Source organism: Winogradskyella sp. (assembly GCF_045105575.1).
In the GTDB taxonomy this organism is placed as follows: Bacteria; Bacteroidota; Bacteroidia; order Flavobacteriales; family Flavobacteriaceae; genus Winogradskyella.
Map to the genome: position 1 here is coordinate 26,601 of NZ_JBGCDQ010000031.1, position 25,327 is coordinate 51,927.

The 25,327-nt window shown below is 33.8% G+C and carries 27 protein-coding genes and 1 tRNA gene; 18 read left to right on the plus strand and 10 right to left on the minus strand.

Annotated features, from left to right (window positions below):
- Positions 1–746 precede the first annotated feature (746 nt).
- Positions 747–2,294, plus strand: coding sequence for a recombinase family protein (locus AB8B52_RS08215; protein ID WP_406027012.1), 1,548 nt, complete (start codon positions 747–749; stop codon positions 2,292–2,294).
- Here the strand turns inward: AB8B52_RS08215 and AB8B52_RS08220 are convergent.
- Positions 2,260–2,333, minus strand: a tRNA-Asn gene (locus tag AB8B52_RS08220). The two genes, AB8B52_RS08215 and AB8B52_RS08220, sit on opposite strands and share 35 nt — an antisense overlap.
- A gap of 95 nt (positions 2,334–2,428) precedes the next feature.
- Positions 2,429–3,775 (minus strand): RIP metalloprotease RseP, encoded by a 1,347-nt coding sequence (gene rseP, locus AB8B52_RS08225; RefSeq protein WP_406027014.1) that lies wholly within the window; start codon positions 3,773–3,775, stop codon positions 2,429–2,431.
- 194 nt (positions 3,776–3,969) lie between these two features.
- Between rseP and AB8B52_RS08230 the strand changes: the two genes are divergently transcribed.
- The 4 genes from AB8B52_RS08230 (at position 3,970) to AB8B52_RS08245 (ending at position 7,383) form a co-directional block, all read left to right on the plus strand.
- A complete protein-coding gene (locus tag AB8B52_RS08230) occupies positions 3,970–4,650 on the plus strand; it encodes an SCO family protein (protein ID WP_406027016.1) in 681 nt (226 codons plus the stop codon).
- 90 nt (positions 4,651–4,740) lie between these two features.
- A complete protein-coding gene (locus AB8B52_RS08235) occupies positions 4,741–4,974 on the plus strand; it encodes a ferrous iron transport protein A (RefSeq protein WP_406027122.1) in 234 nt (77 codons plus the stop codon).
- Positions 4,967–7,066, plus strand: coding sequence for a ferrous iron transport protein B (gene feoB, locus AB8B52_RS08240; RefSeq protein ID WP_406027018.1), 2,100 nt, complete (start codon positions 4,967–4,969; stop codon positions 7,064–7,066). The genes AB8B52_RS08235 and feoB overlap by 8 nt, the downstream gene beginning before the upstream one ends.
- A gap of 176 nt (positions 7,067–7,242) precedes the next feature.
- A complete protein-coding gene (locus tag AB8B52_RS08245; protein ID WP_406027020.1) occupies positions 7,243–7,383 on the plus strand; it encodes a FeoB-associated Cys-rich membrane protein in 141 nt (46 codons plus the stop codon).
- Positions 7,384–7,723: 340 nt separating this feature from the next.
- On the opposite strand, the gene AB8B52_RS08250 is transcribed toward AB8B52_RS08245, so the two are convergent.
- Complete coding sequence (locus AB8B52_RS08250; protein WP_406027021.1) at positions 7,724–8,155, minus strand: hypothetical protein; 432 nt, start codon at positions 8,153–8,155, stop codon at positions 7,724–7,726.
- A 118-nt stretch (positions 8,156–8,273) separates the two neighbouring features.
- Between AB8B52_RS08250 and AB8B52_RS08255 the strand changes: the two genes are divergently transcribed.
- The 7 genes from AB8B52_RS08255 (at position 8,274) to AB8B52_RS08285 (ending at position 14,360) form a co-directional block, all read left to right on the plus strand.
- On the plus strand, positions 8,274–8,936 hold the full coding sequence (locus AB8B52_RS08255; RefSeq protein WP_406027023.1) for a metal-dependent transcriptional regulator: 663 nt from the start codon (positions 8,274–8,276) through the stop codon (positions 8,934–8,936).
- Positions 8,920–9,723, plus strand: a complete 804-nt coding sequence (locus AB8B52_RS08260) for a transporter (RefSeq protein WP_406027025.1) — start codon at positions 8,920–8,922, stop codon at positions 9,721–9,723. The genes AB8B52_RS08255 and AB8B52_RS08260 overlap by 17 nt, the downstream gene beginning before the upstream one ends.
- A gap of 56 nt (positions 9,724–9,779) precedes the next feature.
- Positions 9,780–10,691 (plus strand): metal ABC transporter solute-binding protein, Zn/Mn family, encoded by a 912-nt coding sequence (locus AB8B52_RS08265; protein ID WP_406027027.1) that lies wholly within the window; start codon positions 9,780–9,782, stop codon positions 10,689–10,691.
- 44 nt (positions 10,692–10,735) lie between these two features.
- Positions 10,736–11,533, plus strand: coding sequence for a metal ABC transporter ATP-binding protein (locus tag AB8B52_RS08270; protein WP_406027030.1), 798 nt, complete (start codon positions 10,736–10,738; stop codon positions 11,531–11,533).
- Between the two features lie 85 nt (positions 11,534–11,618).
- Positions 11,619–12,011 (plus strand): VOC family protein, encoded by a 393-nt coding sequence (locus tag AB8B52_RS08275; protein WP_406027032.1) that lies wholly within the window; start codon positions 11,619–11,621, stop codon positions 12,009–12,011.
- Positions 12,012–12,079: 68 nt separating this feature from the next.
- Positions 12,080–13,207 (plus strand): metal ABC transporter permease, encoded by a 1,128-nt coding sequence (locus tag AB8B52_RS08280; protein WP_406027124.1) that lies wholly within the window; start codon positions 12,080–12,082, stop codon positions 13,205–13,207.
- Positions 13,200–14,360: a metal ABC transporter permease gene (locus AB8B52_RS08285; protein ID WP_406027034.1), complete on the plus strand. Its 1,161-nt coding sequence runs from the start codon at positions 13,200–13,202 to the stop codon at positions 14,358–14,360. Before AB8B52_RS08280 ends, AB8B52_RS08285 begins: the two co-directional genes overlap by 8 nt.
- A gap of 284 nt (positions 14,361–14,644) precedes the next feature.
- Here AB8B52_RS08285 and AB8B52_RS08290 read toward each other — a convergent pair whose 3' ends face one another.
- A complete protein-coding gene (locus AB8B52_RS08290; RefSeq protein ID WP_406027036.1) occupies positions 14,645–15,433 on the minus strand; it encodes a TerB family tellurite resistance protein in 789 nt (262 codons plus the stop codon).
- 127 nt (positions 15,434–15,560) lie between these two features.
- On the opposite strand from AB8B52_RS08290, the gene AB8B52_RS08295 reads away from it, so the two are divergent.
- From AB8B52_RS08295 to AB8B52_RS08315, 5 genes are all read left to right on the plus strand, one after another.
- Positions 15,561–15,968 (plus strand): hypothetical protein, encoded by a 408-nt coding sequence (locus tag AB8B52_RS08295; protein WP_406027038.1) that lies wholly within the window; start codon positions 15,561–15,563, stop codon positions 15,966–15,968.
- 140 nt (positions 15,969–16,108) lie between these two features.
- The gene (locus AB8B52_RS08300) at positions 16,109–16,519 is read left to right on the plus strand and encodes a BrxA/BrxB family bacilliredoxin (RefSeq protein ID WP_406027040.1); all 411 of its coding nucleotides are present in this window, start codon (positions 16,109–16,111) and stop codon (positions 16,517–16,519) included.
- Positions 16,520–16,606: 87 nt separating this feature from the next.
- Positions 16,607–17,344 (plus strand): lysophospholipid acyltransferase family protein, encoded by a 738-nt coding sequence (locus tag AB8B52_RS08305; RefSeq protein ID WP_406027041.1) that lies wholly within the window; start codon positions 16,607–16,609, stop codon positions 17,342–17,344.
- 20 nt (positions 17,345–17,364) lie between these two features.
- Positions 17,365–18,345, plus strand: a complete 981-nt coding sequence (locus tag AB8B52_RS08310; protein WP_406027043.1) for an acyl-ACP desaturase — start codon at positions 17,365–17,367, stop codon at positions 18,343–18,345.
- Between the two features lie 9 nt (positions 18,346–18,354).
- On the plus strand, positions 18,355–19,017 hold the full coding sequence (locus tag AB8B52_RS08315) for an HD domain-containing protein (protein ID WP_406027045.1): 663 nt from the start codon (positions 18,355–18,357) through the stop codon (positions 19,015–19,017).
- A gap of 64 nt (positions 19,018–19,081) precedes the next feature.
- On the opposite strand, the gene AB8B52_RS08320 is transcribed toward AB8B52_RS08315, so the two are convergent.
- From AB8B52_RS08320 to AB8B52_RS08330, 3 genes are all read right to left on the minus strand, one after another.
- Positions 19,082–19,861 (minus strand): hypothetical protein, encoded by a 780-nt coding sequence (locus AB8B52_RS08320; protein ID WP_406027047.1) that lies wholly within the window; start codon positions 19,859–19,861, stop codon positions 19,082–19,084.
- Positions 19,862–19,955: 94 nt separating this feature from the next.
- Positions 19,956–20,129: a hypothetical protein gene (locus tag AB8B52_RS08325; RefSeq protein ID WP_406027049.1), complete on the minus strand. Its 174-nt coding sequence runs from the start codon at positions 20,127–20,129 to the stop codon at positions 19,956–19,958.
- A gap of 16 nt (positions 20,130–20,145) precedes the next feature.
- Entirely contained in the window at positions 20,146–21,024 is an 879-nt protein-coding gene (locus AB8B52_RS08330; RefSeq protein ID WP_406027051.1) for an AraC family transcriptional regulator, read from the minus strand.
- Between the two features lie 248 nt (positions 21,025–21,272).
- Here AB8B52_RS08330 and AB8B52_RS08335 point away from each other — a divergent pair, with 248 nt between their 5' ends.
- On the plus strand, positions 21,273–21,830 hold the full coding sequence (locus tag AB8B52_RS08335) for a hypothetical protein (RefSeq protein WP_406027052.1): 558 nt from the start codon (positions 21,273–21,275) through the stop codon (positions 21,828–21,830).
- A 327-nt stretch (positions 21,831–22,157) separates the two neighbouring features.
- On the opposite strand, the gene AB8B52_RS08340 is transcribed toward AB8B52_RS08335, so the two are convergent.
- The 3 genes from AB8B52_RS08340 to AB8B52_RS08350 all read right to left on the minus strand — a co-directional run bounded on the left by AB8B52_RS08340 (position 22,158) and on the right by AB8B52_RS08350 (position 25,299).
- Complete coding sequence (locus AB8B52_RS08340) at positions 22,158–22,940, minus strand: enoyl-CoA hydratase/isomerase family protein (protein WP_406027054.1); 783 nt, start codon at positions 22,938–22,940, stop codon at positions 22,158–22,160.
- Between the two features lie 179 nt (positions 22,941–23,119).
- Positions 23,120–24,601 (minus strand): ATP-binding protein, encoded by a 1,482-nt coding sequence (locus tag AB8B52_RS08345; protein WP_406027056.1) that lies wholly within the window; start codon positions 24,599–24,601, stop codon positions 23,120–23,122.
- A gap of 149 nt (positions 24,602–24,750) precedes the next feature.
- Positions 24,751–25,299, minus strand: a complete 549-nt coding sequence (locus AB8B52_RS08350) for a CopD family protein (RefSeq protein ID WP_406027058.1) — start codon at positions 25,297–25,299, stop codon at positions 24,751–24,753.
- Between the last annotated feature and the right edge of the window lie 28 nt (positions 25,300–25,327).

Consider the following 25,327-nt stretch of genomic DNA (forward strand, 5'->3'; position numbering starts at 1 on the left):
CACCTATAATTTTGAATAGACTTATGGATTCAATTATTATTAGATTAAGTGTGAATCACTTCTCAATCATTTATCGAAATAAAACGATTTGTTGTTAATTAACTAATCAGTTTTATAAATTAATTGAAATAATTAATTCGATACTAAGACTAAATAACTATAAAGTGGAAAAAAATACAAGTTTTTTGGTGCTTTTTTTAAAAAAATTTCAAAAGACCTTGTTTAAGTCAAAAAAAAATAGTTGATTAGTCGAACAAGTCTTAATTGGTGCTTTATTAAAAGCTTACTTGAAATAACATACTTCTGCCCAAATAAAACAACGAAGATTTCGGGCATTCAAATTTATGACACATTAGCTACTGCGCTAAAAGTCAATTCCCTTTTAAACCCTGTTTTAAAATTTTAAACCTGGCAAGTAATTGCTGAGGTTCATATTATTTGACTTTTAACATTAGGTATAAACCATCCTATGCCAAAAATTGGAATAAATATGTCATCACAAAAAGACTGAGATGGCACAGTCGATAGACTTTAAAAAATAACGAACCTCACCACTCCTAGTAAAAAAAAGAGGAACAGAGTGGTTAGTTACCATGTTAAGTTTAACAAAATGCAAAAAAATTTCAAATAAAAATGGAATAAAATATACTGACAAAGAGATTGAGATTTTGAGAGAAGTACTCTACTCAATAGCAGAAATACAATTTCAACAAATAGATATAAATAATAAATAAACACAATTTAAAATGAATTTAGATACAATAATATACAGTAGAGTTAGTACAGATGAACAGGCAAATTTTGGTTATGGAAGAGACCACCAACAAGATGTCTTAAAAACCTATTGCGAAATAAATAATTTCGGAATTGCTAAAGAATATATAGAAGACCATTCAGCCAAAAATTTTAATAGACCTGAATGGAAAAAATTAGAGAGCTTCGTTAAGGCTAATCGAAAAACTATAAAACAAGTATTATTTACAAAATGGGATAGGTTTTCACGAAACATGGAAGAAGCTATGCGAGTTATTAGACTATTTCGTGAATGGGGTGTCAGCGTTAACGCTGTTGAACAGCCATTAGATTTAAGTATATCTAACCAAAAGATAATGTTATCCATGTACTTAATTATGCCAGAGGTTGAAAATGACAATATCTCTAGCAGAACAAAAGATGGACAATACAAAGCGGCTAAACTTGGTGCTTTCTTAGGCACAACACCTTACGGTTATACTAGAGTTAGATATGACAAAAATGCCTCGATGAAGCCAAACGAAGAAGCTCCATTAATAAAGGAAATCTTTCATAGAGTAGCATTAGGTGTAGATTCTCTTGAAGGACTTAGAAGAGATTATGTTAAAAAAGGTTACAAAAAAGGAAAACAAACATTCCTTAATATGCTTAGGAATCGTGCATATATTGGTCAAGTTAGAGTCCCTCAATACAAAAAAGAGGATTCATATTGGACTGATGGACTACATGATGCAATAATTGATATTAATACATTTAACAAAGTTCAAGATGTATTAAAAGGTAGAGATAGAAACGCAAAACCACCATCTAGGAAAAACGATGCCTTACCGTTAAGAGGTTTCTTAGAATGTGAATTTTGCGGTGCAACGCTAACAGGTAGTGTGTCGAAAGGTAATGGTGGCTACTATGGTTATTATCATTGTAGAGGTGAATGCAAGAATAGTATTTCAGCAATTAAAACTGAAAAAATGTTTAGTGATAAGATTTTAAAAAGCATTAAAGTAAATACTAATGTTATTGAACTTTACAAGGAGATTTTAATTGACGTTCAAAAGAATAAACGAGGTAACAAGACAGAAGAAATAGCTCAAATCACGATAAAGATTAATGATGTTATTGATATAATAGAAAAGACAGAAGACAAATATGCTAATGATTTGATAACAATTGAAATATTCAATAAAATGATAAATAGATATAATAAAAATTTGATGTCATTAAGAGCAGAATTAGAATGTTTGAAAGATTCAAAAGAGCTATCTATAAAAATAATCGACAAGGCTTTTAAAATTCTTAAAAACATACCTCAGCTCTATAAAAATGGGGATTTTGAACAGAAAACTAGATTAGTTGGTTTATTATTTCCCAAAAAACTCATTCTTTCAAAAAGTGTATGTCGAACCAAAGAAAAAAATGTAGTAGTAGAGCTTCTTGTTAGGATTAACAAGGCTTCCAAAGGATTAGAAAACAAGAAAGCCATCATTTCTGATGGCTTGTCCACTCTTGCTCCTCTTCAAAGACTCGAACTTTGGACCCTCTGATTAACAGTCAGATGCTCTAACCAACTGAGCTAAAGAGGAAGGTTATTTTTCGCGTTAGCGAGCGCAAATATAAATCAATTTTTTTATTCTCACCAAATGAATTATTATTTTTTCATATTAAAATTAAAAAAATATTAATTCGTCACGGCTTTAAAAATATCGTTACCATTTGCAAACAGCACCAAAGCAATTAAAATAAAGAAACCTACTACTTGTGCACGCTCTAAGAATTTCTCGCTAGGCTTACGTCCAGATATCATTTCGTACAATAAAAACACGACGTGGCCACCATCTAAAGCAGGTATTGGTAACAAATTAAGTATTGCTAACATGATCGATAAAAAAGCTGTTAATCCCCAGAAATAAGGCCAACTCCATACTGGTGAAAACTGATCGTAAATGGCTTTAAATCCTCCTAAACCTTTATACGCTCCTGTACTTGGATTAAAAATTGCAGCTAATTGGTCAAAGTAATTCGTTATTGTTTTAGTGAATTTATGCCCTCCAGCAGCAAAGCTCTCGCTAAATGTGTATTCTTTTCGCGTCACTTCAAGATACCCTAAATCATCAAACCGACTGAAATTATTAGTCCAAGGATGAATCCCAAATTTACCATCCTTATCTAACATTAATTCTTTTTCAACGACTGTATTATCTTCTTTAAGAATTTCAACCAACACATTTTGGTTAGCTAAACCAGCTGTGAATTGATCTATTTGATCAAAATACTTTAATCGTTTACCATTAATAGTCGTAATAATATCACCTGTTTTTAAACCCTTATTGATGTTTACGGACGAATCTGCAACCTTACCAATCATAAAAGGTACACGATATTCAAAATTAAGCTTGCTTTTACTAGACGAATATTGCCCTAAAAAATCTTCTGGTAAATCAATGATTTTCTGTTCACCATTTCTTTCAATGGTGATCGTTTCAGCACTAATAAGATTAAATCCAATGTCTGAATCATTCACCACTTTTATATCATTAACCGCTAAAACTTTATCGCCTGTTTTAAAACCAAAATCTAAAAGCGCAGGGTTATCAATCCAATAACCATCTTTTAAACTATCAACTTTTACATCTGAATCTCCATATGCAAACGAAACAGCAACATAAATAACATAGGCTAGTATAAAGTTCACTGTAACACCGCCTAGCATAATAATTAAACGTTGCCAAGCTGGTTTAGTACGGAATTCCCATGGCTGTGGTGGCTGTGCCATTTGCTCCTTATCCATACTTTCGTCAATCATGCCTGCAATTTTAACATAACCTCCAAGCGGTAACCAACCAATACCATATTCGGTATCACCAATTTTCTTTTTGAAGAGTGAAAATTTTACATCAAAAAAGAGGTAAAACTTTTCAACCTTGGTTTTAAATAATTTTGCTGGTATAAAATGACCAAGCTCATGCAGCACAATAAGCAAGGATAAACTAAGTAAAAATTGAGATATTTTTATAACAAATTCCATGTAATCTTTTTCAAATTTCGATGCGCAAAAGTAAGGTTTTACAATCAGTTAGAAAATAATAGTATTTCTTATCGTTTTATTTTTAACATGGAATTATAAGTATCGTAAGAAAACAGTCATTATTCTGTTAAAACTATTCAGAAAAATAGCTTTGCATTGTACCTTTGTATTTTAAAAATAGAACCCATTTTAAGATGTCATTTCTCTCCTTTTTTAAAGACTATAAAAAATTCGGAATTTTCTTTTCAGTGCTCTCCGTCATCATTTTAATTATTATTTATAATATATTAAATGTAAAGCACCCACTTCCTATTTATCAACCTGGTATGGTAAGTGAAGAGTTGGTAGATAGCACGATTCAACATCAATTAAAATATCATAAAATTGGAGATTTTAGTCTTGTTAATCAAAATGGTGAAACCATAACCCAAGAGACGTACAAAGATAAAATCTATGTATCAGATTTCTTTTTTACAACCTGCCAAACCATTTGTCCTATAATGACAGATCATATGTATCAAATTCAAAAAGAAATCATCAATGATGATGACGTGATGCTCCTCTCACATTCGGTAACTCCAAAAATTGATAGTGTAGCACAACTAAAAAAATATGCTAAAGAAAAAGGGGTGATTGATAGAAAATGGAATTTAGTTACTGGCGACAAAAAACACATCTATGAATTGGCTAGAAAAAGCTATCTCGCTGTAAAAACAGATGGTAATGGAGACGCGTTTGATATGATTCATACCGAAAATTTTATGCTTATTGATAAAAAACGTCAAATAAGAGGCTTTTACGATGGCACGCAGCAAGAAGATATTAAGCGGCTTTTAGAAGATATTGAAACCTTAAAATACTTTGGAGGTTCTTAAAAGTTAAAAGTATCCAAATAAGTATTATCTCATTTTTGACACTAAGAATTTTCCCTTATTTTTACTTCTTTAAAATTAATCTAAATAAGAATAAGCTTGACATTAGCCGATTTAAAACGAGGACAACAAGGCATTATCACTGATGTGTCTTCTAACCAAATTCCATTAAAGTTACTAGAAATGGGTTGTTTGCCAGGTAATTCGGTAGAACTAGTTCAAGTGGCTCCGTTTGCAGATCCAATGTATCTTAACATTAACGGTTCTCATTTGGCGATAAGAAAAGAGACTGCTATCCACATATTAATTGAAACTTCAGATGAGTAAGCAGATCAATGTTGCTTTAATAGGAAATCCTAATACAGGTAAAACCTCCGTTTTTAATGCACTTACTGGCCTAAATCAGAAAGTTGGTAATTATCCAGGTATAACTGTTGAAAAAAAAGAAGGTATTTGCAAACTGCCTCGAGGAGTTAAAGCACATATTATTGATTTACCTGGCACATACAGTCTCAATGCGTCGTCATTAGACGAAAATGTGGTCATTGAACTATTACTAAATAAAAACGATAAAGATTACCCAGATGTTGCCGTTGTGGTGAGTGATGTGGAAAACTTGAAGCGGAATTTATTACTCTTCACACAAATTAAGGATTTACAGATTCCTACTATTTTAGTGATTAATATGTCTGATAGAATGGCTTACAAAGGTATTTCTTTAGACATTCCTTATTTAGAAGAACAGCTCGAAACCAAAATTGCTTTAATTAGTACTCGAAAAAAGAAAGGCATCGACGAACTTAAAGAATTGATTACAAATTTTAAAGAGCTTTCTACTACACCTTGTATGAATGCTTCCGAAATCGATGAAATCTATTTTAACAACTTAAGAAAAGCATTCCCGAATCAACTATTATACAAACTTTGGTTGGTGATTACCCAAGATGTTAACTTCGGAAAAACAGACCGAAAAACCTTTGATGCAGTTGCAGATTTTAAAACCAAATCTAAAGCCGATTTAAAACGACTGCAGCAAAAAGAAACCATAAAACGTTATCAGTTTATAAATCAAACACTTAAAAAAGGACAAACCATTGATCTAAAATCTGCGAAAGATTTACGCATAAAATTAGATCGTGTATTAACTCATAAAGTTTGGGGTTATTTAATTTTTGGACTTATACTTTTGTTAATATTTCAGGCTATTTACGATTGGTCAAGTATTCCAATGGATTTTATAGATAGCTCTTTTGCCTCACTAAGTGATTGGGTAAAAAACACCTTGCCAGCTGGTGCCTTTACCAACCTATTGGCCGAAGGGATCATTTCAGGACTTGGAGGTGTGGTTATTTTTATTCCGCAAATTGCCTTTTTATTTCTCTTCATTTCAATTCTAGAAGAAAGCGGTTATATGAGTCGTGTGGTATTCTTAATGGATCGCATCATGCGACGTTTTGGTTTGAGTGGAAAAAGTGTGGTACCCTTAATTTCAGGTACAGCTTGCGCAATACCAGCAATTATGGCTACACGTAATATTGAAAGTTGGAAAGAACGCCTCATCACTATTTTAGTGACTCCCTTCACTACCTGTTCTGCAAGATTACCCGTCTATCTTATTATTATTTCGTTAGTAATTCCTGAAGGACGAATTTTAGGTTTAAGTTACCAAGCCCTCACTTTAATGTTACTCTATCTTATCGGTTTTGGCGCTGCCGTTGGCTCTGCTTGGATTTTAAATAAAATTTTAAACATTAAAGGGAAAACCTTTTTTGTAGTAGAAATGCCAAACTACAAATTACCACTTTTAAAAAATGTAGCTTTAACCGTTTTAGAAAAAACAAAAGCTTTTGTCTTTGGTGCTGGTAAAATAATTTTAGCTATTTCAATTGTACTATGGTTTTTAGCGTCTTACGGACCAGGTGATAACTTTAATAATGCCGAAACGATCGTTACAGAACAATATGCGTCTGAAAATTTAACTAACGACGAACTTTCTCAAAAAATTGATGCTCATAAATTAGAACATTCCTTTATAGGCATTGCAGGCCACGCCATTGAACCAGCCATTAGACCTTTGGGTTACGACTGGAAAATCGGAATCGCCATTGTCAGCTCTTTTGCCGCACGCGAAGTGTTTGTTGGAACACTTGCTACCATTTACAGCGTTGGTAGTGACGAAGAGGAAACCATTAAAAACCGAATGGCTGGTGAAGTGAATCCTATTCTTGGAGGTCCCTTATTTAACTTTGCTTCTGGTATCTCATTATTATTATTTTATGCCTTTGCCATGCAATGTATGAGTACGCTGGCTATTGTAAAACGTGAAACCAATTCTTGGAAATGGCCAATGTATCAATTGGTTATTATGAGTGCTTTTGCCTATATTGTAGCTTTAATTGCTTATCAAGTTTTAAAATAAATAGTTTTCATGAATCGAAACCGAAGCGTTATTGGATTGCTTCTTGTGGTCACTGGTATAGTACTATATCAACTGGATCTCGGAAATGATTTAGCAGATTTTATTATGGGAATATTAGTTAGTTCAGGACTTATAATACTTATAACGGAACTTAAAAAATCCAAATCAAAAAAAGCATGAATGTAATCATTCAAAACATATTAGCATTTTCTGCACTCACAATTGCATTACTATATCTATTCAAAAACTTTGTGTGGTGGCCTAAGAAAAAAATATCTAAAGCTTGTGGTGGAGATAATGGTTGTGGTTGTCATTGATAAGAATATACTGCTGTTTCAAGCACAATTACTTTAAGAACTAACAACCTGCCATTTGTCAATTATATTTATCTTAATGGCTTATTTTTTCGACTATAAATCGAATACATCCTCTTTCTTTAAAGACGTCGTTAGTGGATTAATTTTATGTTTAAGCTTCTTAATATCTGCTATTCTTTTTATAACCACTTTCAGTTTACATCTAATTTATGGTGTTTTTATTATCGGTGTAGAACTGATTTTGGTTTTTGCACTAAAAGCATTTATTCAAAATAAGAGTTCATGGGGAAAGAGGTTATTCATCTTTTGGTAATAACTTATTTTGTTCACTTTCAAATTATTACATATTCGGTCTAAAAACAACTTGTAACTTATAAGATTTTTGGTCAATAACCGCTACACCATTTGGATAAGGAGATAAACTAAAGCCGTATATTTTAAAATCGGTAGCACTAAAAGCAAGGTTAGTAGCATCTCTAGCAAATCCACTAGCATCTATTCTAACTTTTTTATCAGCGACAAACTGTCCATTTTTATAAATTGAAACAAGCACATCAGCCTCTCCTGCTCTCACACAAGACACCATTTTAGGACATCTGGAATCAGTAATCACCTTTTTAAATTTTACGTCATAGTCTTCATGACTCGCTTTCTCACCAATGCTAATAATCTTAACAACACTCAACGAATCTTTAAGAACTTGATTTTGTGCATCTACAGTTTGAAAAATAGAAGTTAAACCTAACACTAGAATACATAAATAGACTTTCATAATATAAATTTAATTTAACCACTGCTTAAATCATGCCACAACTCATAATATTTTTAAAAATTTAGTTACATTTGAAAAATATTTAAGCTTGCTTAAAAATTAATTAAAGTCATTAAAAATGTCTATCGCAGTTGAAAACTTTGTAAAAGCCATTTACAATAATAATTCTAACGATGCTCATAATACCAAACCTGGTATCATTGCCAAAAAACTTGGTATTTCTAGTGCTGCAGCCACTGATATGGCAAAAAAACTCGCTATTAAAGAGTTGCTACATTATGAAAAGTATCAAGAATTACAATTGACCGATAAGGGTAAAAAGATGGCTCTGAATATCGTAAGAAAACATCGGCTTTGGGAAGCCTTTTTATTTAAGATGTTTGATATGTCACTTCACGATATTCATAAAGAAGCTGAACTTTTAGAACACCAAACTTCCGATTTATTAGCCGATAAAATAAGTGCGTATTTAGGACACCCAAAGTTTGATCCGCATGGAGATCCTATTCCCAATTCAAATGGAGAAATCACAACAATAGACACTTCTATTTCGCTTTCAAATGCTCAAGAAGGGAAAACGTATATTATATCAAGATTATTGAGTGATGATAAAGAGTTTTTTGAATTCTGTGCACATCAGAAATTAAAGTATGGTCATGAAATAAAAGTATCAAAACAATTTAAAAACAATAAAATGACTGAACTATCAGTACATAATAACACCATTTTACTTAATGAAGATTTTTCAACTTTAATCTATGTCAATGAAATTAAAAAATAAAACTTTAATTCTAGGCACTGTACTATTCAGTGCTGTTTTTAGTTCGTTTTCACAAGAAAACAAAACTGTAGAACCTTTAGTTACAGACCGACCAGATGCTACCGAAGCTTCCTCTACTGTTGGTAAAGGAGTCTTACAGTTTGAAACTGGTGCTTTATACGAATCCTTTGAAGACAATAACGTAAAGTCAGAAGACTTCACCTACAATACCATGCTCGTACGCTATGGGATTCTTGATAATCTCGAATTTCGACTAGGTTGGAATTTCATTGAAGGCCAAACCACAGTAAATGGAAACAAACTAGATGATATTACCAGCGGACTTAGCACGCTATTATTAGGATTGAAAGTTGATATTGCAGAAGAAAATGGAGCCATGCCAGAAATTGCTTTAATTGGTCATGTGTTCCCTGTATTTAGTGCGTCCACAGACTACAGACCAGAAACAACAGCTGTTGATTTTAGATTATCACTATCACACACACTTAGCGAAAAATCGAGTTTAGGTTACAATATTGGTGCACAATGGGGAAATGATTCTTCGGAAGCAGCTGCTATTTATACGATCGCGTACGGTTACAGCTTATCAGATAAATTCGGGTTTTATGCAGAACTCTATGGCGATTTACCCGAGGATAGTTCTGCTAACCATTACTGGGATGCTGGTTTTACATACTTAGCGTCTAATGATTTACAGTTCGATATTTATGGAGGCACAAGTATTACCGAAGGTCAAGATTTATTATTAGGCTTGGGATTGAGCTATAGAATCAGAAAAGCCGATTAAGACACTTCGTGAAATTAAAAAAACACTATCAAAACAAACTACAATTTTTGAATACAATGAAACATAAAATTATCATACTCGTATTAATCACTGTCCTTTTTAGCTGTAAGGATGAAACCAAAATTGACGGTAAACTTAACGTCGTCACCTCAACAACCATGATTACGGATCTCGTAAAAAATATTGGTGGAGACGCTATACATGTTGAAGGTTTAATGGGAAGCGGAGTCGATCCGCACTTATACAAAGCAAGTGAAGGTGATGTCACTAAATTGGTGAATGCAGATATTATTTTTTACAATGGTTTACATTTAGAAGGCAAACTTGTTGAAGTTTTTGAAAAAATGGGAAGTGCTACTAAAACACCTATTGCATTAGGAGAAAGTTTGGATAAAAACAAACTTATTGGTTCAGAATATTTTGCTTCAAACTACGATCCTCATGTGTGGTTCAATATTGACTTTTACAAACAATTTGCCAAAAAAGTTAGTATGGTATTGTGTGAAAAAAATCCTGAAAATGCAGAACTTTTTCGAGCGAATGAAAAACGCTACTTAGCGGAATTAGAAAAATTACAAGACGATATAAAAGGTGCTATTGAAAATCTTTCACCCGAAAAACGCATCTTAGTTACAGCGCATGATGCCTTTAACTATTTTGGTGAGGCTTACGGTTTTAAAGTGGTAGGCTTACAAGGCTTATCTACCGCAACTGAAGCTGGAGTAAAAGACGTACAAAAATTAGCAGAATTTATCATCGCTTATGAAGTTAAGGCCATCTTTATTGAGAGTTCTGTACCTAAACGTACTATTGAAGCCTTGCAAGAAGCCGTAAAATCTAAAGATCATGAGGTAGTCATTGGTGGTACGCTATACTCAGATGCACTTGGTAATGCAGGTACCCTTGAAGGCACTTATCTTGGCATGTATCGTTATAATATTAAGACGATTATTAACGCGCTACGCTAAGTGTGGTGCAGGCAAGAATCTCTTGAAATATATCTAAATTTGATATGAATAAAAACTCCAAAGAAAAAACAGAAGACAAGCGTTTCAGTAGTGAGACCTCAACTTCGGCAGGAGTCATAGCTGTAAAAGTTGACGATTTAACCGTCGCTTACAACTACAAACCTGTACTTTGGGATATTGATTTAGAAATTCCCGAAGGTGTTCTTATGGCTATCGTTGGCCCAAATGGTGCAGGAAAATCGACCCTTATAAAAGCAATTTTAGGCATACTAAAACCTATTGCTGGTAGTGTTACTATTTACGACCAACCCTACGAAAAGCAAAGACAACTAGTTGCTTATGTACCACAAAAAGGAAGTGTAGATTGGGATTTTCCAACCACAGCTTTAGATGTCGTCAAAATGGGAACTTATGGCAGTTTGGGTTGGATAAAACGCCCTGGACAAAAAGAAAAAAAAGCAGCACTCGAAGCCTTAGAAAAAGTAGGCATGCTCGCGTTTAAAAACCGACAAATAAGTCAGCTTTCGGGAGGGCAGCAACAACGCATATTCCTAGCTAGAGCTTTGGTGCAAAATGCGTCTATCTATTTTATGGATGAACCGTTTCAAGGGGTTGACGCTACAACAGAAATCGCGATTATTAATATTTTGAAAGAACTGAGAAAAGCCGGAAAAACCGTTATTGTAGTGCATCACGATTTACAAACCGTTCCTGAATATTTTGATTGGGTCACCTTTTTAAACGTGAAAAAAATTGCCACAGGTCCTGTAAAAGATATTTTTAATGATGATAATTTAACGAAGACTTATGGAATTAATTATAAGGTGAGTATTCAGGAATGATACATTCCTGCGCAGGCAGGAATCTCAAAAATACATCTGCAAACTTTTAAAAATAGATTCCTGCTTTTGCAGGACTAACAAACATATGAAATACGCCTATACCATTCTATACGTCGATGATGTTGAAAAAACCATCAGTTTCTATGAAAATGCTTTCGGGTTTCAAAAGAAATTTATCACACCAGAACATGACTATGGCGAATTAATTTCAGGTGAAACCACCATTGCTTTTGCTTCAAATGTATTAGGACAATCCAACTTCGAAAAAGGGTTTCAAACATTAGACGCTACTAAAAAACCAAACGGAGTTGAAATGGCATTTACCACAGAAACTATTGAAGTCGATTTCAAAAAAGCAATAGATGCTGGTGCTATTGAATATGAACCAATTGTTGAAAAATCTTGGGTACAAAAAGTAGGTTACTTGAGAGATCTTAATGGGTTTCTTATAGAGATTTGCACACCTATTAAAAGTTAAATGAAATAATGTAATCGTAAAAGACCTCACAGGTTTTGAAAACCTGTAAGGTCTAAAACACAAGGATCATAGACATAACAGAATACATACAACTCGTCTTTACAGACTACACCCTTAGAACCATAACGCTTGGTACAGCCATACTAGGCGCTGTTACAGGCATGTTAGGCAGTTTCGCTGTGCTCAGAAAACAAAGCTTATTAGGAGACGCTATTTCTCATGCTGCTTTACCAGGCATTGCCATTGCATTTTTAATTACTGGCGCAAAAGACAGCAACACCTTACTTCTCGGAGCTTTAGTTAGTGGTTTAATTGGTACATTCTGGATTAGAGGCATCGTAACGAAAACTCATTTAAAATCCGATACGGCTTTAGGTTTAATACTATCTTTATTTTTTGGATTCGGCATGTTATTACTCACGTTTATTCAAAAACAACCCAACGCCAACCAAGCTGGATTAGATAAATACCTTTTTGGGCAAGCTGCTACTTTAGTTGAAAGTGATGTTTGGATGATGGCCATTGTTACCGGAATTTGCCTCATGGTAATGCTCACCTTCTGGAAAGAATTTAAAATCTTACTATTCGATGCTGACTATACTAAAACACTCGGTTTCAATACCAAATTTATAGATATTCTTATCACCACATTTATTGTTTTAGCTATTGTTTTAGGCTTACAAACCGTAGGTGTCGTTTTAATGAGTGCTATGCTTTTAGCACCTGCTGCTGCGGCAAGACAATGGACGAACAGTTTATCGGTTATGGTGTTTTTAGCGGCAATTTTTGGAGCGTTTTCAGGAATTTTTGGTACAGCAATTAGTGCAAGTCAGGATAATTTATCTACTGGACCTGTCATCGTTTTAGTTGCTGCTGTTTTTGTAGTCTTCTCATTTATATTTTCGCCGAGTCGTGGCTTACTATTTAAACAAATCCGTTTTATTAAAAACCGACGCGATTTAGAATTACACAAAACCTTAGCTTTTATGCATCATATTGCCGAAACGCATGACGATATTTCGCATCCACACGCTATTAAACTTTTAAATAATTTTCAAGGCTATACAAAAAGTACACTTCAAAAATTAGTGGACAAAAATTATGTACAGCTAAATGGTCATATGTGGAATTTAACTGAAACTGGTTTCGAAACTGCTGCGAACCTCTATACTAAACAATCTACAGAAGATGAGTAGCGCACAACTAGAAATACAAATTATTGCAAGCTTAGTCGCTGTTGCCTGTGCCATTCCTGGGACGTTTTTAGTGCTCCGAAAAATGGCCATGATCAGTGATGCCATTAGCCATTCTATTTTACCAGGCATCGTTGTTGGGTTTTTTATTACGCAAGATTTAAATTCACCTTTATTAATTCTTTTAGCTGCTTTAACAGGAATCATAACCGTAGTTTTAGTCGAGTACATTCAAAAAACAGGCTTGGTAAAAGAAGATACAGCCATAGGCTTAGTGTTTCCTGCTTTGTTTAGTATTGGTGTGATTATGATTGCTAAAAATGCTAACGATGTTCATTTGGATGTGGATGCCGTTTTACTTGGTGAATTAGCCTTTGCACCATTTGATAGGTTACTTATTACAGGCACAGATGTTGGTCCAAAATCGCTTTGGGTGGTTGGCACGATTCTATTAATTACCGTAACCCTTTTAATACTCTTTTTTAAAGAACTAAAAGTAAGTACGTTCGATAAAGGTTTGGCAGCCTCCTTAGGGTTTTCACCAGCGATTATTCATTACGGATTAATGTCAGTGGCTTCAGTAACCACTGTTGGTGCTTTTGATGCGGTTGGTGCTATTTTAGTCGTTGCATTAATGATTGCTCCCGCTGCTGCTGCCTATTTGCTCACTACAGATTTAAAGAAAATGTTAGTTCTAGCGGTGATTTTTGGCATTTTTAGTGCTATTATGGGTTATTGGGTCGCACATTGGTTAGATGCATCCATTGCTGGCTCCATTACAACGGTTTTAGGTTTGGTATTTTTATTGGTTTATTTATTTGCGCCTTCAAAAGGGATTATTGCCGTTATGTATAGAGAAAAACAGCAACGTACCGAAGTCTCTTTACTCACCTTTTTATTACACCTAAAAAATCATGATGAAATTGAAGAGCGACACGTCAATCACCTCAACGAGCATATCAATTGGCAAAAAGTACGCTCTCAAACGGTTCTGGATTTAGCCCAAAAAAATAATATGATTCATATTGAAAACAGCGTCGTGTCACTAACCAAAAAAGGTGATGAATTTACCTCAAAAGCCATTGATTATATCATTACCAACGAAGATGCGCAGATTGAAGATATGAAAGATGATTTCTTTTTGTTTAGAGGGTGAATGGATTTACGAATTATGAATTCCGTTCATTTATAGTGGTAATCATTTTTCTAAAAAGGTCACCTCAATAATTTAAAAAAACGAAAAGAAAGTTTTAATTAAATATAGCGACTAGTGAGCATATAAGATGAATTTATGGAACTATTTAACTATTTAATTGGGCAAGGGGGATTAATGATTTTTGCCGTATTTGCAGTATTTGTATGGTTATATAACAGATATAAAACACAGCGCTATTTTAAATATATTGATAAGCAACAAAAAAATAAAAAACTTAAATAATACTACTTAAACCCACGCTCTTTCTGAATATGCTCATAAGCTTCTTGCACTTGCCTAAACTTAGCTTCTGCACCTTCTTGATGTTCTTTACCTAAATGCCCAACACGATCTGGATGGTACTTTTTAGCCATTTTTCTATAAGCTTTTTTAACTTCAGAATCTGATACAGACTTCTCAATTTCGAGAATAATGTAAGCGTTATCACTACTGTTGTAGAACATGGCTTTAATACTTTCGTAATCTCTACTACTGATACCTAAATAGCCTGTTATGGTGTAAATCTGTCGTATTTCGTCTTCAGTAACGAGGCCATCCGCTTTCGCAATTCCGAATAAAAAATGAAGTAATTGTAAACGCGATGCATGATCCATCATTTGTTTGATCTGCGTACAAACCTGACGTGTAGATATATTTTGTTTGGTAATGCGTTTAAACAGTTCAAACGCTTTATTAGCTCTGTCTTTACCATACATATTGGTAAACTGCTGACGTACAAAATCTAGTTCGCGTTGATCTTGTTTGCCATCGGCTTTAATGACAATAGAGGCTAAAATTAGAAGGCTCACTTCAAAATCTCCCGACTGTGTTTTGGGCTTAGAGCGTTGCTGACCATAATTTGGTTGTTTACGATAGGTTCTGCGCTGCCCACTTGATTGACGATCGCCAAGTAAAGGCGTCTCACCAATTTTTAAATTATCGACAAAACTACCTATCGCCAATCCTATAATAGCACCTATTGGACCTCCAAAAGACCAACCTATAGCACCACCAACCCATTTTGCAAAACTCATGTATCTTTATTTTATAGAATTCAAATATACTATTTGTTAGTAAGATGAAAGTGTATTTTGTTACGATTAGTACGCAACCTTTTGTTTAAAATTGTATCTTAATAGAGATCATCAATCCTTTATAATTATGAAAACGCGCTTGTTTACTTTAATAGTAGTACTCTTCCTATTCAGTTGCAATAACGATGACGATGCAGCACAAAATAGCGAGCCAACTCTTATTGGGCCTTGGTCTTTAGTCAATGTTTCTGGTGGTTTTGCTGGTATTGATGATGATTTTGAAGTAGGCTTGATTACTTGGGATTTTAATGAAAATTTCTTAGAATTTACAGTAACAAATAACAATACCACTAATGTTATTTTTGATGGCTTACCTTCTGGTACTTACAATTTTCAGGTACTTTCCACAACAGGTGAGGATAGTCAATTAGTCACAGAGACCTTTAGCTATGAAATTACAACGTTAACCTCGTCACAACTTGTGTTAGATGAAGGCATTGCTTTTGATGGGTTCTTACTCACATTTAGTAGATAATACCTTTTTTTTACCATTGAAAACCAAAATACCATAATTCAAACTGCTTACTGAAGACTATAGACTGCCGACTTATTTTCATTATCTTTGCATTTCGATATTTATCGGATTAAAAAAAGATTAATTAAAATTTAAAAAATATGTATCCAGCAGAATTAGTAAAACCAATGCGTGAGGATTTAACCAAAGTTGGTTTTGAAGAATTACATACCACAGAAGCTGTAAATAATGCCATTGCAAAAGAAGGTACAACTTTAGTGGTTGTAAATTCAGTGTGTGGTTGTGCCGCAGCAAATGCAAGACCTGGTGCTCGTATGAGTTTAGAGAATGCAAAAAAACCAAATCATATCGTTACCGTTTTTGCAGGTGTAGATAAAGAGGCGGTTGATGCAGCAAGAGCACACATGGTACCTTTTCCTCCAAGTTCGCCATGTATGGCTTTATTTAAAGACGGAGAATTGGTACATATGTTAGAGCGTCACCATATTGAAGGTCGTCCTGCAGAGTTAATCTCAGAAAACCTTATGGATGCTTATAATACACATTGCTAAGCATAAAACTATAAGACATAAATTTAAAAACCACGAAATACCTCGTGGTTTTTTTGTGTATAATCCGCATTGACTTAAATTTGTGATATGAGAAAACTACTATCCTATCCGCTTTCTGTTGTATACTACATATGCTTTGGGACTTGTTTAGTTATTTTTCATCCTATTCAGTGGTTTAACTTTAAGGTATTTGGGTATAAAGGTTTAAAACATACGGTAGATACCTTACAATTTTTTCTAATGCGTTGCCTTAATCTTTTAGGTACCAGAATTTCATTTTACAATCCCTACAATATTACTACTGATAAACCAATCATTATTGTGGCGAATCACCAGAGTATGCATGATATTTCACCTATAATGTGGTACATGCGCAAACACCATGTGAAATTCGTTTCTAAAAAAGAACTCGGAAGCGGAGTGCCAAGTGTATCCTTTAACCTGCGTCATGGAGGTTCTGTGTTAATAGATCGAAAAAATCCAAGACAAGCCTTACCTGCAATGCTAAAATTTGGAGAATATATTGAAAACACCAAACGTGCAGCAGTCATATTTCCTGAAGGCACCAGAAGTAAAGACGGTACACCAAAACCGTTTAAAACCAAAGGCCTAGAAATGTTGATGAAAAAAATACCTTCAGCACTTATTGTGCCTATAACTGTAAATAATTCTTGGAAGATATTACGCTATGGAAAATTTCCGTTAGGCATCGGAAATCATATGAAATTTACGGTGCATAAGCCCTTAGAAATTATTAACTTTACGGATAAGAACGAATTAATTCGGCAAGTTGAACAAACCATTGTTGCTGCTATTGACAAATGACCGCTAAAATAACCCTGAAGATGTCGTTAAAAAATGTAAGATTAGAAGTGATGAAGCATCTCGAAAAAGATGTTGATGCTCTTATTGAAAAATACTTAATTCCGGTTGAAGATATCTGGCAACCTACCGATTTTTTGCCAGACTCTACAAAAGAATCATTTTACGAAGACGTTAGAGAAATCAGAGAACTCTCTAAAGAATTATCCTATGATTTTTGGGTGGTTTTAGTTGGAGATATGATTACCGAAGAAGCCTTACCAAGTTACGAATCTTGGCTTATGGACGTTGAAGGTATAGACCAAGTAGAAGGCAACGGTTGGTCGAGATGGATACGACAGTGGACAGGCGAAGAAAATCGCCATGGTGATGTTTTAAACAAATACCTCTACCTCTCTGGACGTGTAAATATGCGCGAAATTGAAAAAACCACACAATATTTAATTAACGATGGTTTTGATATTGGTACCGACAGAGATCCTTATAAAAACTTTGTGTACACCAGCTTTCAAGAACTCGCCACCTATGTGTCTCACAATCGTGTGGCTAAAATTGCAAAGCAAAAAGGCAATAAACAATTGGCAAAAATGTGTAAGATTATTTCTGGAGATGAAATGCGTCACCACCATGCTTATTCAGAATTTGTGGAACGTATTTTTACGGTAGATCCGAGTCAGATGATGATGGCTTTTCATGATATGATGAAACGAAAAATTGCCATGCCAGCCCATTTCTTAAGAGAATCCGGAGATAGAATCGGTACGGCTTTCGAAGAGTTTTCAAACACTGCACAACGTATTGGTGTCTATACCTCTAACGATTACGTCGATATTTTACAAAAACTAATTGACCGTTGGGATATTGGTAATATTAAAGGCTTAAACGAAGAGGCTGAAAAAGCCAGAGATTATTTAATGAAATTACCTCCACGTATGTATCGTTTATCGGAACGTGTTAAAATCCCTGAAAATTCATTTCAATTTAAATGGGTAGATCCTGCATAAATATTTAGCATGACCCTTTCCGACGCTCAACTCATAGAAGCCACCATAGACTTCGTTAAAACCGAACTTCAACATGCTGAAGGTGGTCACGATTGGTTTCATATTGAACGGGTTTATAAAAACACATTATTGATCGCAAAACATGAAAATGTAGATCTTACCATTGTGTCTTTAGCAGCTTTATTACACGATATTGCGGATTCTAAATTTCATAACGGAGATGAAACTATTGGGCCAAGAGTAGCAAGTACGTTTCTTTTAAAACACAATGTTGATAGTGAAATTATAGAGCATGTGACTCAGATTATTGAAAACATGTCTTTTAAAAATTCATTTGATTTAAATCCATCATTCAGCTCTAAAGAAATGGAAGTAGTACAAGATGCAGATCGGCTCGATGCTATTGGAGCTATTGGTATTGCACGCTGTTTTAATTATGGTGGTTTTAAAGACCGACCACTTTACAATCCTGAAATTCCGCCAAACCTCAACATGACTAAGGCTGAATACAAAGCCGCTAGCGCACCAACGATTAATCATTTTTACGAGAAATTATTACTGCTAAAAGACCAAATGCATACCAAAACTGGAAAGCAAATTTCCTTAGAACGCCATAAGTATATGGAAGGTTTTTTGAAACAGTTTTATGCTGAGTGGGAAGGAAAAAAATAAAAAAGTGCCACTAGAAAATTTAATCCTAATGGCACTTTTTTAATGGCTAATAGTTAACCTCTAATTAGTTTCTGTACGTGTATTGCGCTGAATAAATACTGGTTTCTGTTTCTGGTTGTCCGTCAAAATCTTCGTCATAACTTGTTCCTGTTACTGTACCAGAAACTGGATAGTTGTCGCTATTATAAACATAATCTGCTGCTAAATTAAAAACTAACTCACCGTTTTCATCTTTGTAACTAATACTTACAATATTATTTAAAGGTAATAATAATCTGGCTTGTATCACTTCTGCACTAGTAGGATTCATGCTTAAATTTAACTCTACATTATCTAAAACAGCAATAATACCTGCTGCCTGCATTGTGTAAAAATACGGATTAGGATTAGCATCGTACGTGATCTCAGCTGTGTACTCTAATTCAATGTCCGTGTTACTAGACCAATCATACTCAGTTTCGTAAAATGTAATTGTAGTAGGGTTTCCGTTATCGTCATACTGCGTTACTTCTCCAGTTTCGAATGCATTATAAGGAGATTCATATAATTCTTCAATATTAAGATTATCGCCTTGTCCACTAATATTACTTAATTCATTATTACTGTAAACAAAAATACTGCTATCAACACCATCTGTAATAGAAGACACTCTATTATTAGCATCATAATTAACTGTAATTGTTGTGTTTTCTGAAGGGTCTTGTGCAGATACTACAGCTACAGTTTCAATCAATCTTGCAACCGCATCAGGATTAGCGTCATCAAACTCCTCTGAGGCAGAGTCCTCACAACTCATAAAAACAACTAACGACAAACAGAACAATGATAAAAATTTTAATTTCATAATATAATATTGATTTTAATTTAGTGCGCAAATATAAGGCTTAAGTGATTTAAATTATAACGCTTAATTATTAATTTAAAATTCACATCAGTACCTAATTCTCCTTAGCAACTTCTAGAGCTGTTAATTTATATTCAATAATAGCCATTTCTTCTCCATAGCTAATCAGTTCATCAGCTGTTAAACTTGAACTTTCATTGACCGTTTTAAGAATCTCTTCACCTTGCTTTGTATAATAGGCTATTGCAATATCTATTTTAGTGTCCATAATATGTTTAGATTATTTATTGCAGCATTAATTTTAATTCACTTCTATATTTAGAGGCACTTTTTCCTGTAAATTCTTTAAACAACTTATTGAAATGCGAAAAATTATTGAAGCCACATTCAAAACTAATATCGGTAATGCTCATTTGGCTTTCAGACAACAATTTGGTAGCATGCACCACTCTATATTCGTTAACCAGTTTGGTAAATGTTTTACCCGTTACTTTTTTAAAATAACGGCAAAAGGCAGGAACCGTCATACTCACCTTATCAGCAATCTCGTCTAAGCTTATATGTTCTTGAAAATTCTGATTGATATGCTTAAAGATGACATCAATCTTAGCGCTGTCTTGTGGTTCCGTTTCAAAAGCAAAACCATCTGCATTAAGTAAGGTGTAATCTTCAGATTTTGCTAAACCGTGAAGAATTTCAAGAAGAATCAGTATTTTTTTAAAGCCTTCTTTTTCGTTTAACTTTTCAATTTTACTACCTAATTTTTTCTTCGTTTTTATTCCGAATAAAATACCTTTTTTAGAACGCTCAAACAAAAGATTAATATTTTCCATTTCTGGAATATCAAAAAAATGATGCCCTAAAAATTCGGGTTTAAACTGCACTAAAGTCTCAGAACCGTTAATAGTTAAGCGATCTGTAAAACCGTTGTGTGGTAAATTAGAACCAATAAGTAACAGTTGACTATTGTTAAAGTATGATAAATGATTTCCGATATGTCGTTTACCTTGACCTTTATTCACATAAACCAATTCAATCTCTGGATGAAAATGCCAAAAAGGTTTTGTTTCTCCTTTATAGGCATCAATTTTATGCTTTCTAACTAAAATTGAACTTCCAAATTCTGGACTTATTTTTTCTAATGTCGGCTTTCTTGTATTCATAGCTTATATCACACTTCAAAGTTACACCTAATCAGAATTAAAATCTATATACAATTACCATTATTATATTCTATTTTAACCTAAATATAATATTTAAATAACCGTAGGGTTAATTTTGAACACAAATATGCCAAAATCCTTGTTTTCTAAACCGTGAAGTCGTTCTAAATTTGCCCTATCAAATCGTTTAAAGCGGAAGTTGTAAACTAAAATAACAACTGCAGCTTTAAATTAAAACTTAAAATATTATGAAAACTATATTGAAAAACATTTTAGTATTAGCTGTGATGTTAGGAACGTACACAAGCTACGCAACAACAACAGTAGAAAAAATACCAACTGTTAGCAAAGTGAGTAAGGGAGATTACATTTCCGTATCGGACGCTTTAGGTAAAGTCGTTTACAGTGGTTATGCCAATTACAATGGAAACCTTAAAAATCTATACGATTTTTCACAATTAAAGAATGGTGTTTATACCGTTGAAATCAATAAAGATTTTGAAATAAAGATTAATGCGGTAGCTGTGAAAAATAACCAAGTGACGTTTATTGAAGATGCTAACCAAACCATTTATAAGCCTGTATTTAGATCTAAAAATGCACGAGTAATTATTTCAAAATTGGCGCTCGATACTACAGAGATGGTTGTAGAACTTTATTACGAAGGCGAAAGCATCCATACAGAAACTGTGAAAGGAAATGACGTTTTAAATCGTGTTTACAAGCTAGATACATCGCTTAAAGGCGAATACCAAGCCGTAATTACTACAAACAATCGTGTGTTTGTAGAAAACTTTAGAATATAAATTGTTATTTATATAATTAGTTAATTTAGTTGAAAAGGTGGATTTTAGAGAACCCACCTTTTTTTGTTTGTAAATTCTATTCTGGTATTAAAACAACACATACGTGTAGCTAAAATAAAGCCTAGCAAAACATCACTATTAAAATATTGATATCAATTAAAAATTTAAAATTATGCATAAAATATACGTCATTCAGCTTATACTCATGAGTCCATTAATTGTGCTGACTTTCATTTTAATGACACCATTTTACTTTATTTATAAATTAGTAGATACATTGATTTTTAAAAGGTATTTTAATACCTCATCATCACAATAGTATCATGATTACTTCCCAGGAAACTCAGCCTTACGCTTCTCTAAAAAAGCGGTTGTGCCTTCCACAAAATCTTCCGTACCAAAGCATTTTCCAAATTGTTTAATTTCTACTTTATAACCGTCTTTGCCATCTGTATAATTGGCATTAATGGCTTTAATCGCTTTACCAATAGCCACTGAGGAATTGCGCATTATTTTGCTCGCAATTTTTTCGGCTAATGGTACTAATTGGTCTGGTTCGACCACATGATTTACCAAACCGTAGCTTAAAGCTTGGTTGGCATCAATCATACCTGCTGTCATTACCATTTCCATTGCTCTACCTTTACCAACCAATTGCGGTAAACGTTGCGTGCCTCCATAGCCAGGTATCACTCCAAGTGACACTTCTGGCAATCCCATTTTGGCATTACTACTTGCTATTCTAAAATGACAAGCCATGGCTAATTCTAGTCCTCCTCCAAGCGCAAAACCGTTGACAGCTGCTATTACTGGTGTTTTTAAATTTTCAACAAAATCGAATAATATAGCTTGACCTTGTGCTGCTAATTTACCTCCTTCATTGACGTTAAAATCGGCGAATTCGCTAATATCTGCGCCTGCAACAAAGGCTTTATCACCACTTCCGGTAATAATAATGACTTTGGTGTTTTTATCTTTATCTGCAGCTTTAAACGCTTCATGTAATTCTTCAATTGTTGCCTTGTTTAAGGCATTCAACTTTTTAGGTCTGTTGATAGTAATGCTTGTAATGCCGTTGGTTGTTTTGGATAGTATGTTTTCGTAATTCATTGTTATGTGTTTTTAATTCCCACGAAAGTGAGAATCTATTTGTTTTTTTATCCGATTCCGAATGCTATCGGAAGGGAATCTGTTTATTTTTCATTCCATTGAATGATATGGAAAATTATTTATTTCTTAAAAATATCTTTGCAAACTTGCTGGTAATAACCAAGGCTATTGCTACTTTACTATGAGATTCCTGCCTTCGCAGGAATTTGGTCTACAGGAAAAATAACCGTAAAAATTGTGCCTTTTCCTAATTGAGAAGTAAAGGTAATACTTCCGTTATAAGTTTCCACAATGTTTTTTACCATGGCCAATCCTAATCCCATTCCGCTAGTTTTAGTCGTAAATTTTGGTTCGAATATTTTAGACTTCGTTTCCTCTGAAATTCCAGAACCGTTATCTTCAATCGTAATATTTACATTATTGCCTTTGTTAAAAACACGCACATTAATTCTAGGATTTTCTGAATCTTCTGGCATAGCCTGAATTCCGTTTTTAACTAAATTAGTGACGACTCTAATGAGTTGTGTTCTATCGAATTTAGCAATGATTTCTTCGGTTTCGGAATTGAATTCAATATAGTCTTCATTGAAAATATCGAGCGATAATTTTACAATTTGTACCACATTAAGCACCTCACTTTTCTGTGCTGGCATTTTAGCAAAATTTGAAAATGCAGAAGCAATAGAACTCATGGTGTCAATTTGTTCTATCAACGTGTTGCTATATTCTTTTACTTTTTGGTGAATGTTTTCGTCTTCAGGATTAAATTTTCGTTGAAAACTCTGAACCGTTAATCGCATTGGTGTCAGCGGATTTTTAATTTCGTGTGCTACTTGTTTTGCCATTTCGCGCCAAGCTTGCTCACGCTCATTGGTTGCTAAAACTACAGCACTGGCTTCGAGCTCATCAATCATGCTATTATAAGAATTTACCAAATTTTCTATTTCTTCGCTAGACGATTCAATTTGAATTTTCTTGTTTCGTTTTTCCAATCGAATCTCATTCATCTTATCACTAATCGTTTTTAGTGATTTGGTAATGTATTTCGAAATAAAATAGGCCAAACCAATAGCCACTAAGATCATCACTAAATAAGCATAACCCAAACGCATTAAAAATTCTTGTAACTCTCTATTTAAAAAATCATCATTTTCTAAATAGGGCAAATTTAAAATGGCTAAAGTTTTAAATTTTTCATCCGTTAAATACGTGTAAGATGATTGAAATGTTTGTCCGTTTTCTTGATTCTTCACAACGTACCTATGCTCTAAAGTATTAGATAACTGGTTCAATATTTCAGCATCTAAGCATTGTTCTGTTGAATCTCTTTGAATGGTTCTTTTAGAACTTTTAAGCAATTGACCTTCTAAATCGTAAAGGTTAATTTGAAGGTTATGAATGGCATCGATGTCAAAAATTTCATCTTTAAAAATAAGTGGAATATTTTCTGTAGTTACAGGATAAGTCGTTTCTCTAATAGCAAAATTAATACTACTTCGTATGGCTTTTTCTTTGCGCTCTAAACGCTCTCTGTGATAATCCTTAGCTTCTTCGTTATATTGATAAATGGTTACGGCAGCTATTAAAACAGAAGCCAATAACACCAAAAGTATCATGGCTACAAATATTCGGGCTCTTAAGGACAGGCGTTTTATAATCATAGACATTCACTTGGCAATGGCAATGTTCTCATTTAGATATGAAGTTTTAAATATAGCAATAATCAGTCCAAAAGTGCGAAGCACAAATCTCAAATTCCAAAAACAAAATTCCGACCGTTCAAATTTGGGATTTAGACCTTAGGATTTATTTACGCTTCTGGATTTTTAGCACGTACATTTTTATAAAGTTTGAAACCTAGCATAATTAAAACACCCAAAACTACGATGCCGATGACACCAAAAATCCAATTGATAGTGCTTTTTAAAATGACTAAAAATACAACGGCAAATAAGATGAATGTGGCTCCTTCATTCCAAATACGCATAAAACTCGATGTTTTTTTTACCACATCATTTTGTAGTTGTTTGTAATAGATATGGGTTTGGTAATGGTAAATAAATAATAAAAGCACGAAGCTAAGTTTTACATGCATCCAACCTTGTTGAAACCAACTTGGCATTAAAATCATGAGCCAAATAGCAAATAATGTAGCTAATATTGCCGAAGGCCACGTAATAATAAACCATAATCGTTTTGACATCAGTTTAAGCTGTTTGCCTAAAATTTCTTTATCTGGCGAGGGTTTATGAAAGGCTTCGATTTGGTACACGAATAACCTGGGAATGTAAAACAAGCCAGCGAACCATGTAATGACAAATATGAGGTGTAATGATTTTATGTAGTTGTAGTATTCCATGATAATTTAATTTTGAAAAAAGACCTCA

Bases quoted from the DNA above. Each gene is read 5' to 3' on its own strand.
- AB8B52_RS08305 (WP_406027041.1), top strand. From the start codon at position 16,607: ATGAGAAAACTACTATCCTATCCGCTTTCTGTTGTATACTACATATGC.
- AB8B52_RS08320 (WP_406027047.1), bottom strand. From the start codon at position 19,861: ATGAAATTAAAATTTTTATCATTGTTCTGTTTGTCGTTAGTTGTTTTT.
- AB8B52_RS08245 (WP_406027020.1), top strand. From the start codon at position 7,243: ATGAATGTAATCATTCAAAACATATTAGCATTTTCTGCACTCACAATT.
- AB8B52_RS08315 (WP_406027045.1), top strand. From the start codon at position 18,355: ATGACCCTTTCCGACGCTCAACTCATAGAAGCCACCATAGACTTCGTT.
- AB8B52_RS08335 (WP_406027052.1), top strand. From the start codon at position 21,273: ATGAAAACTATATTGAAAAACATTTTAGTATTAGCTGTGATGTTAGGA.
- AB8B52_RS08325 (WP_406027049.1), bottom strand. From the start codon at position 20,129: ATGGACACTAAAATAGATATTGCAATAGCCTATTATACAAAGCAAGGT.
- AB8B52_RS08290 (WP_406027036.1), bottom strand. From the start codon at position 15,433: ATGAGTTTTGCAAAATGGGTTGGTGGTGCTATAGGTTGGTCTTTTGGA.
- AB8B52_RS08270 (WP_406027030.1), top strand. From the start codon at position 10,736: ATGAATAAAAACTCCAAAGAAAAAACAGAAGACAAGCGTTTCAGTAGT.
- AB8B52_RS08330 (WP_406027051.1), bottom strand. From the start codon at position 21,024: ATGAATACAAGAAAGCCGACATTAGAAAAAATAAGTCCAGAATTTGGA.
- AB8B52_RS08350 (WP_406027058.1), bottom strand. From the start codon at position 25,299: ATGGAATACTACAACTACATAAAATCATTACACCTCATATTTGTCATT.
- AB8B52_RS08265 (WP_406027027.1), top strand. From the start codon at position 9,780: ATGAAACATAAAATTATCATACTCGTATTAATCACTGTCCTTTTTAGC.
- AB8B52_RS08345 (WP_406027056.1), bottom strand. From the start codon at position 24,601: ATGATTATAAAACGCCTGTCCTTAAGAGCCCGAATATTTGTAGCCATG.
- AB8B52_RS08300 (WP_406027040.1), top strand. From the start codon at position 16,109: ATGTATCCAGCAGAATTAGTAAAACCAATGCGTGAGGATTTAACCAAA.
- AB8B52_RS08285 (WP_406027034.1), top strand. From the start codon at position 13,200: ATGAGTAGCGCACAACTAGAAATACAAATTATTGCAAGCTTAGTCGCT.
- AB8B52_RS08340 (WP_406027054.1), bottom strand. From the start codon at position 22,940: ATGAATTACGAAAACATACTATCCAAAACAACCAACGGCATTACAAGC.
- AB8B52_RS08215 (WP_406027012.1), top strand. From the start codon at position 747: ATGAATTTAGATACAATAATATACAGTAGAGTTAGTACAGATGAACAG.
- AB8B52_RS08230 (WP_406027016.1), top strand. From the start codon at position 3,970: ATGTCATTTCTCTCCTTTTTTAAAGACTATAAAAAATTCGGAATTTTC.
- AB8B52_RS08255 (WP_406027023.1), top strand. From the start codon at position 8,274: ATGTCTATCGCAGTTGAAAACTTTGTAAAAGCCATTTACAATAATAAT.
- AB8B52_RS08260 (WP_406027025.1), top strand. From the start codon at position 8,920: ATGAAATTAAAAAATAAAACTTTAATTCTAGGCACTGTACTATTCAGT.
- AB8B52_RS08310 (WP_406027043.1), top strand. From the start codon at position 17,365: ATGTCGTTAAAAAATGTAAGATTAGAAGTGATGAAGCATCTCGAAAAA.
- AB8B52_RS08275 (WP_406027032.1), top strand. From the start codon at position 11,619: ATGAAATACGCCTATACCATTCTATACGTCGATGATGTTGAAAAAACC.
- AB8B52_RS08295 (WP_406027038.1), top strand. From the start codon at position 15,561: ATGAAAACGCGCTTGTTTACTTTAATAGTAGTACTCTTCCTATTCAGT.
- AB8B52_RS08250 (WP_406027021.1), bottom strand. From the start codon at position 8,155: ATGAAAGTCTATTTATGTATTCTAGTGTTAGGTTTAACTTCTATTTTT.
- feoB (WP_406027018.1), top strand. From the start codon at position 4,967: ATGAGTAAGCAGATCAATGTTGCTTTAATAGGAAATCCTAATACAGGT.
- rseP (WP_406027014.1), bottom strand. From the start codon at position 3,775: ATGGAATTTGTTATAAAAATATCTCAATTTTTACTTAGTTTATCCTTG.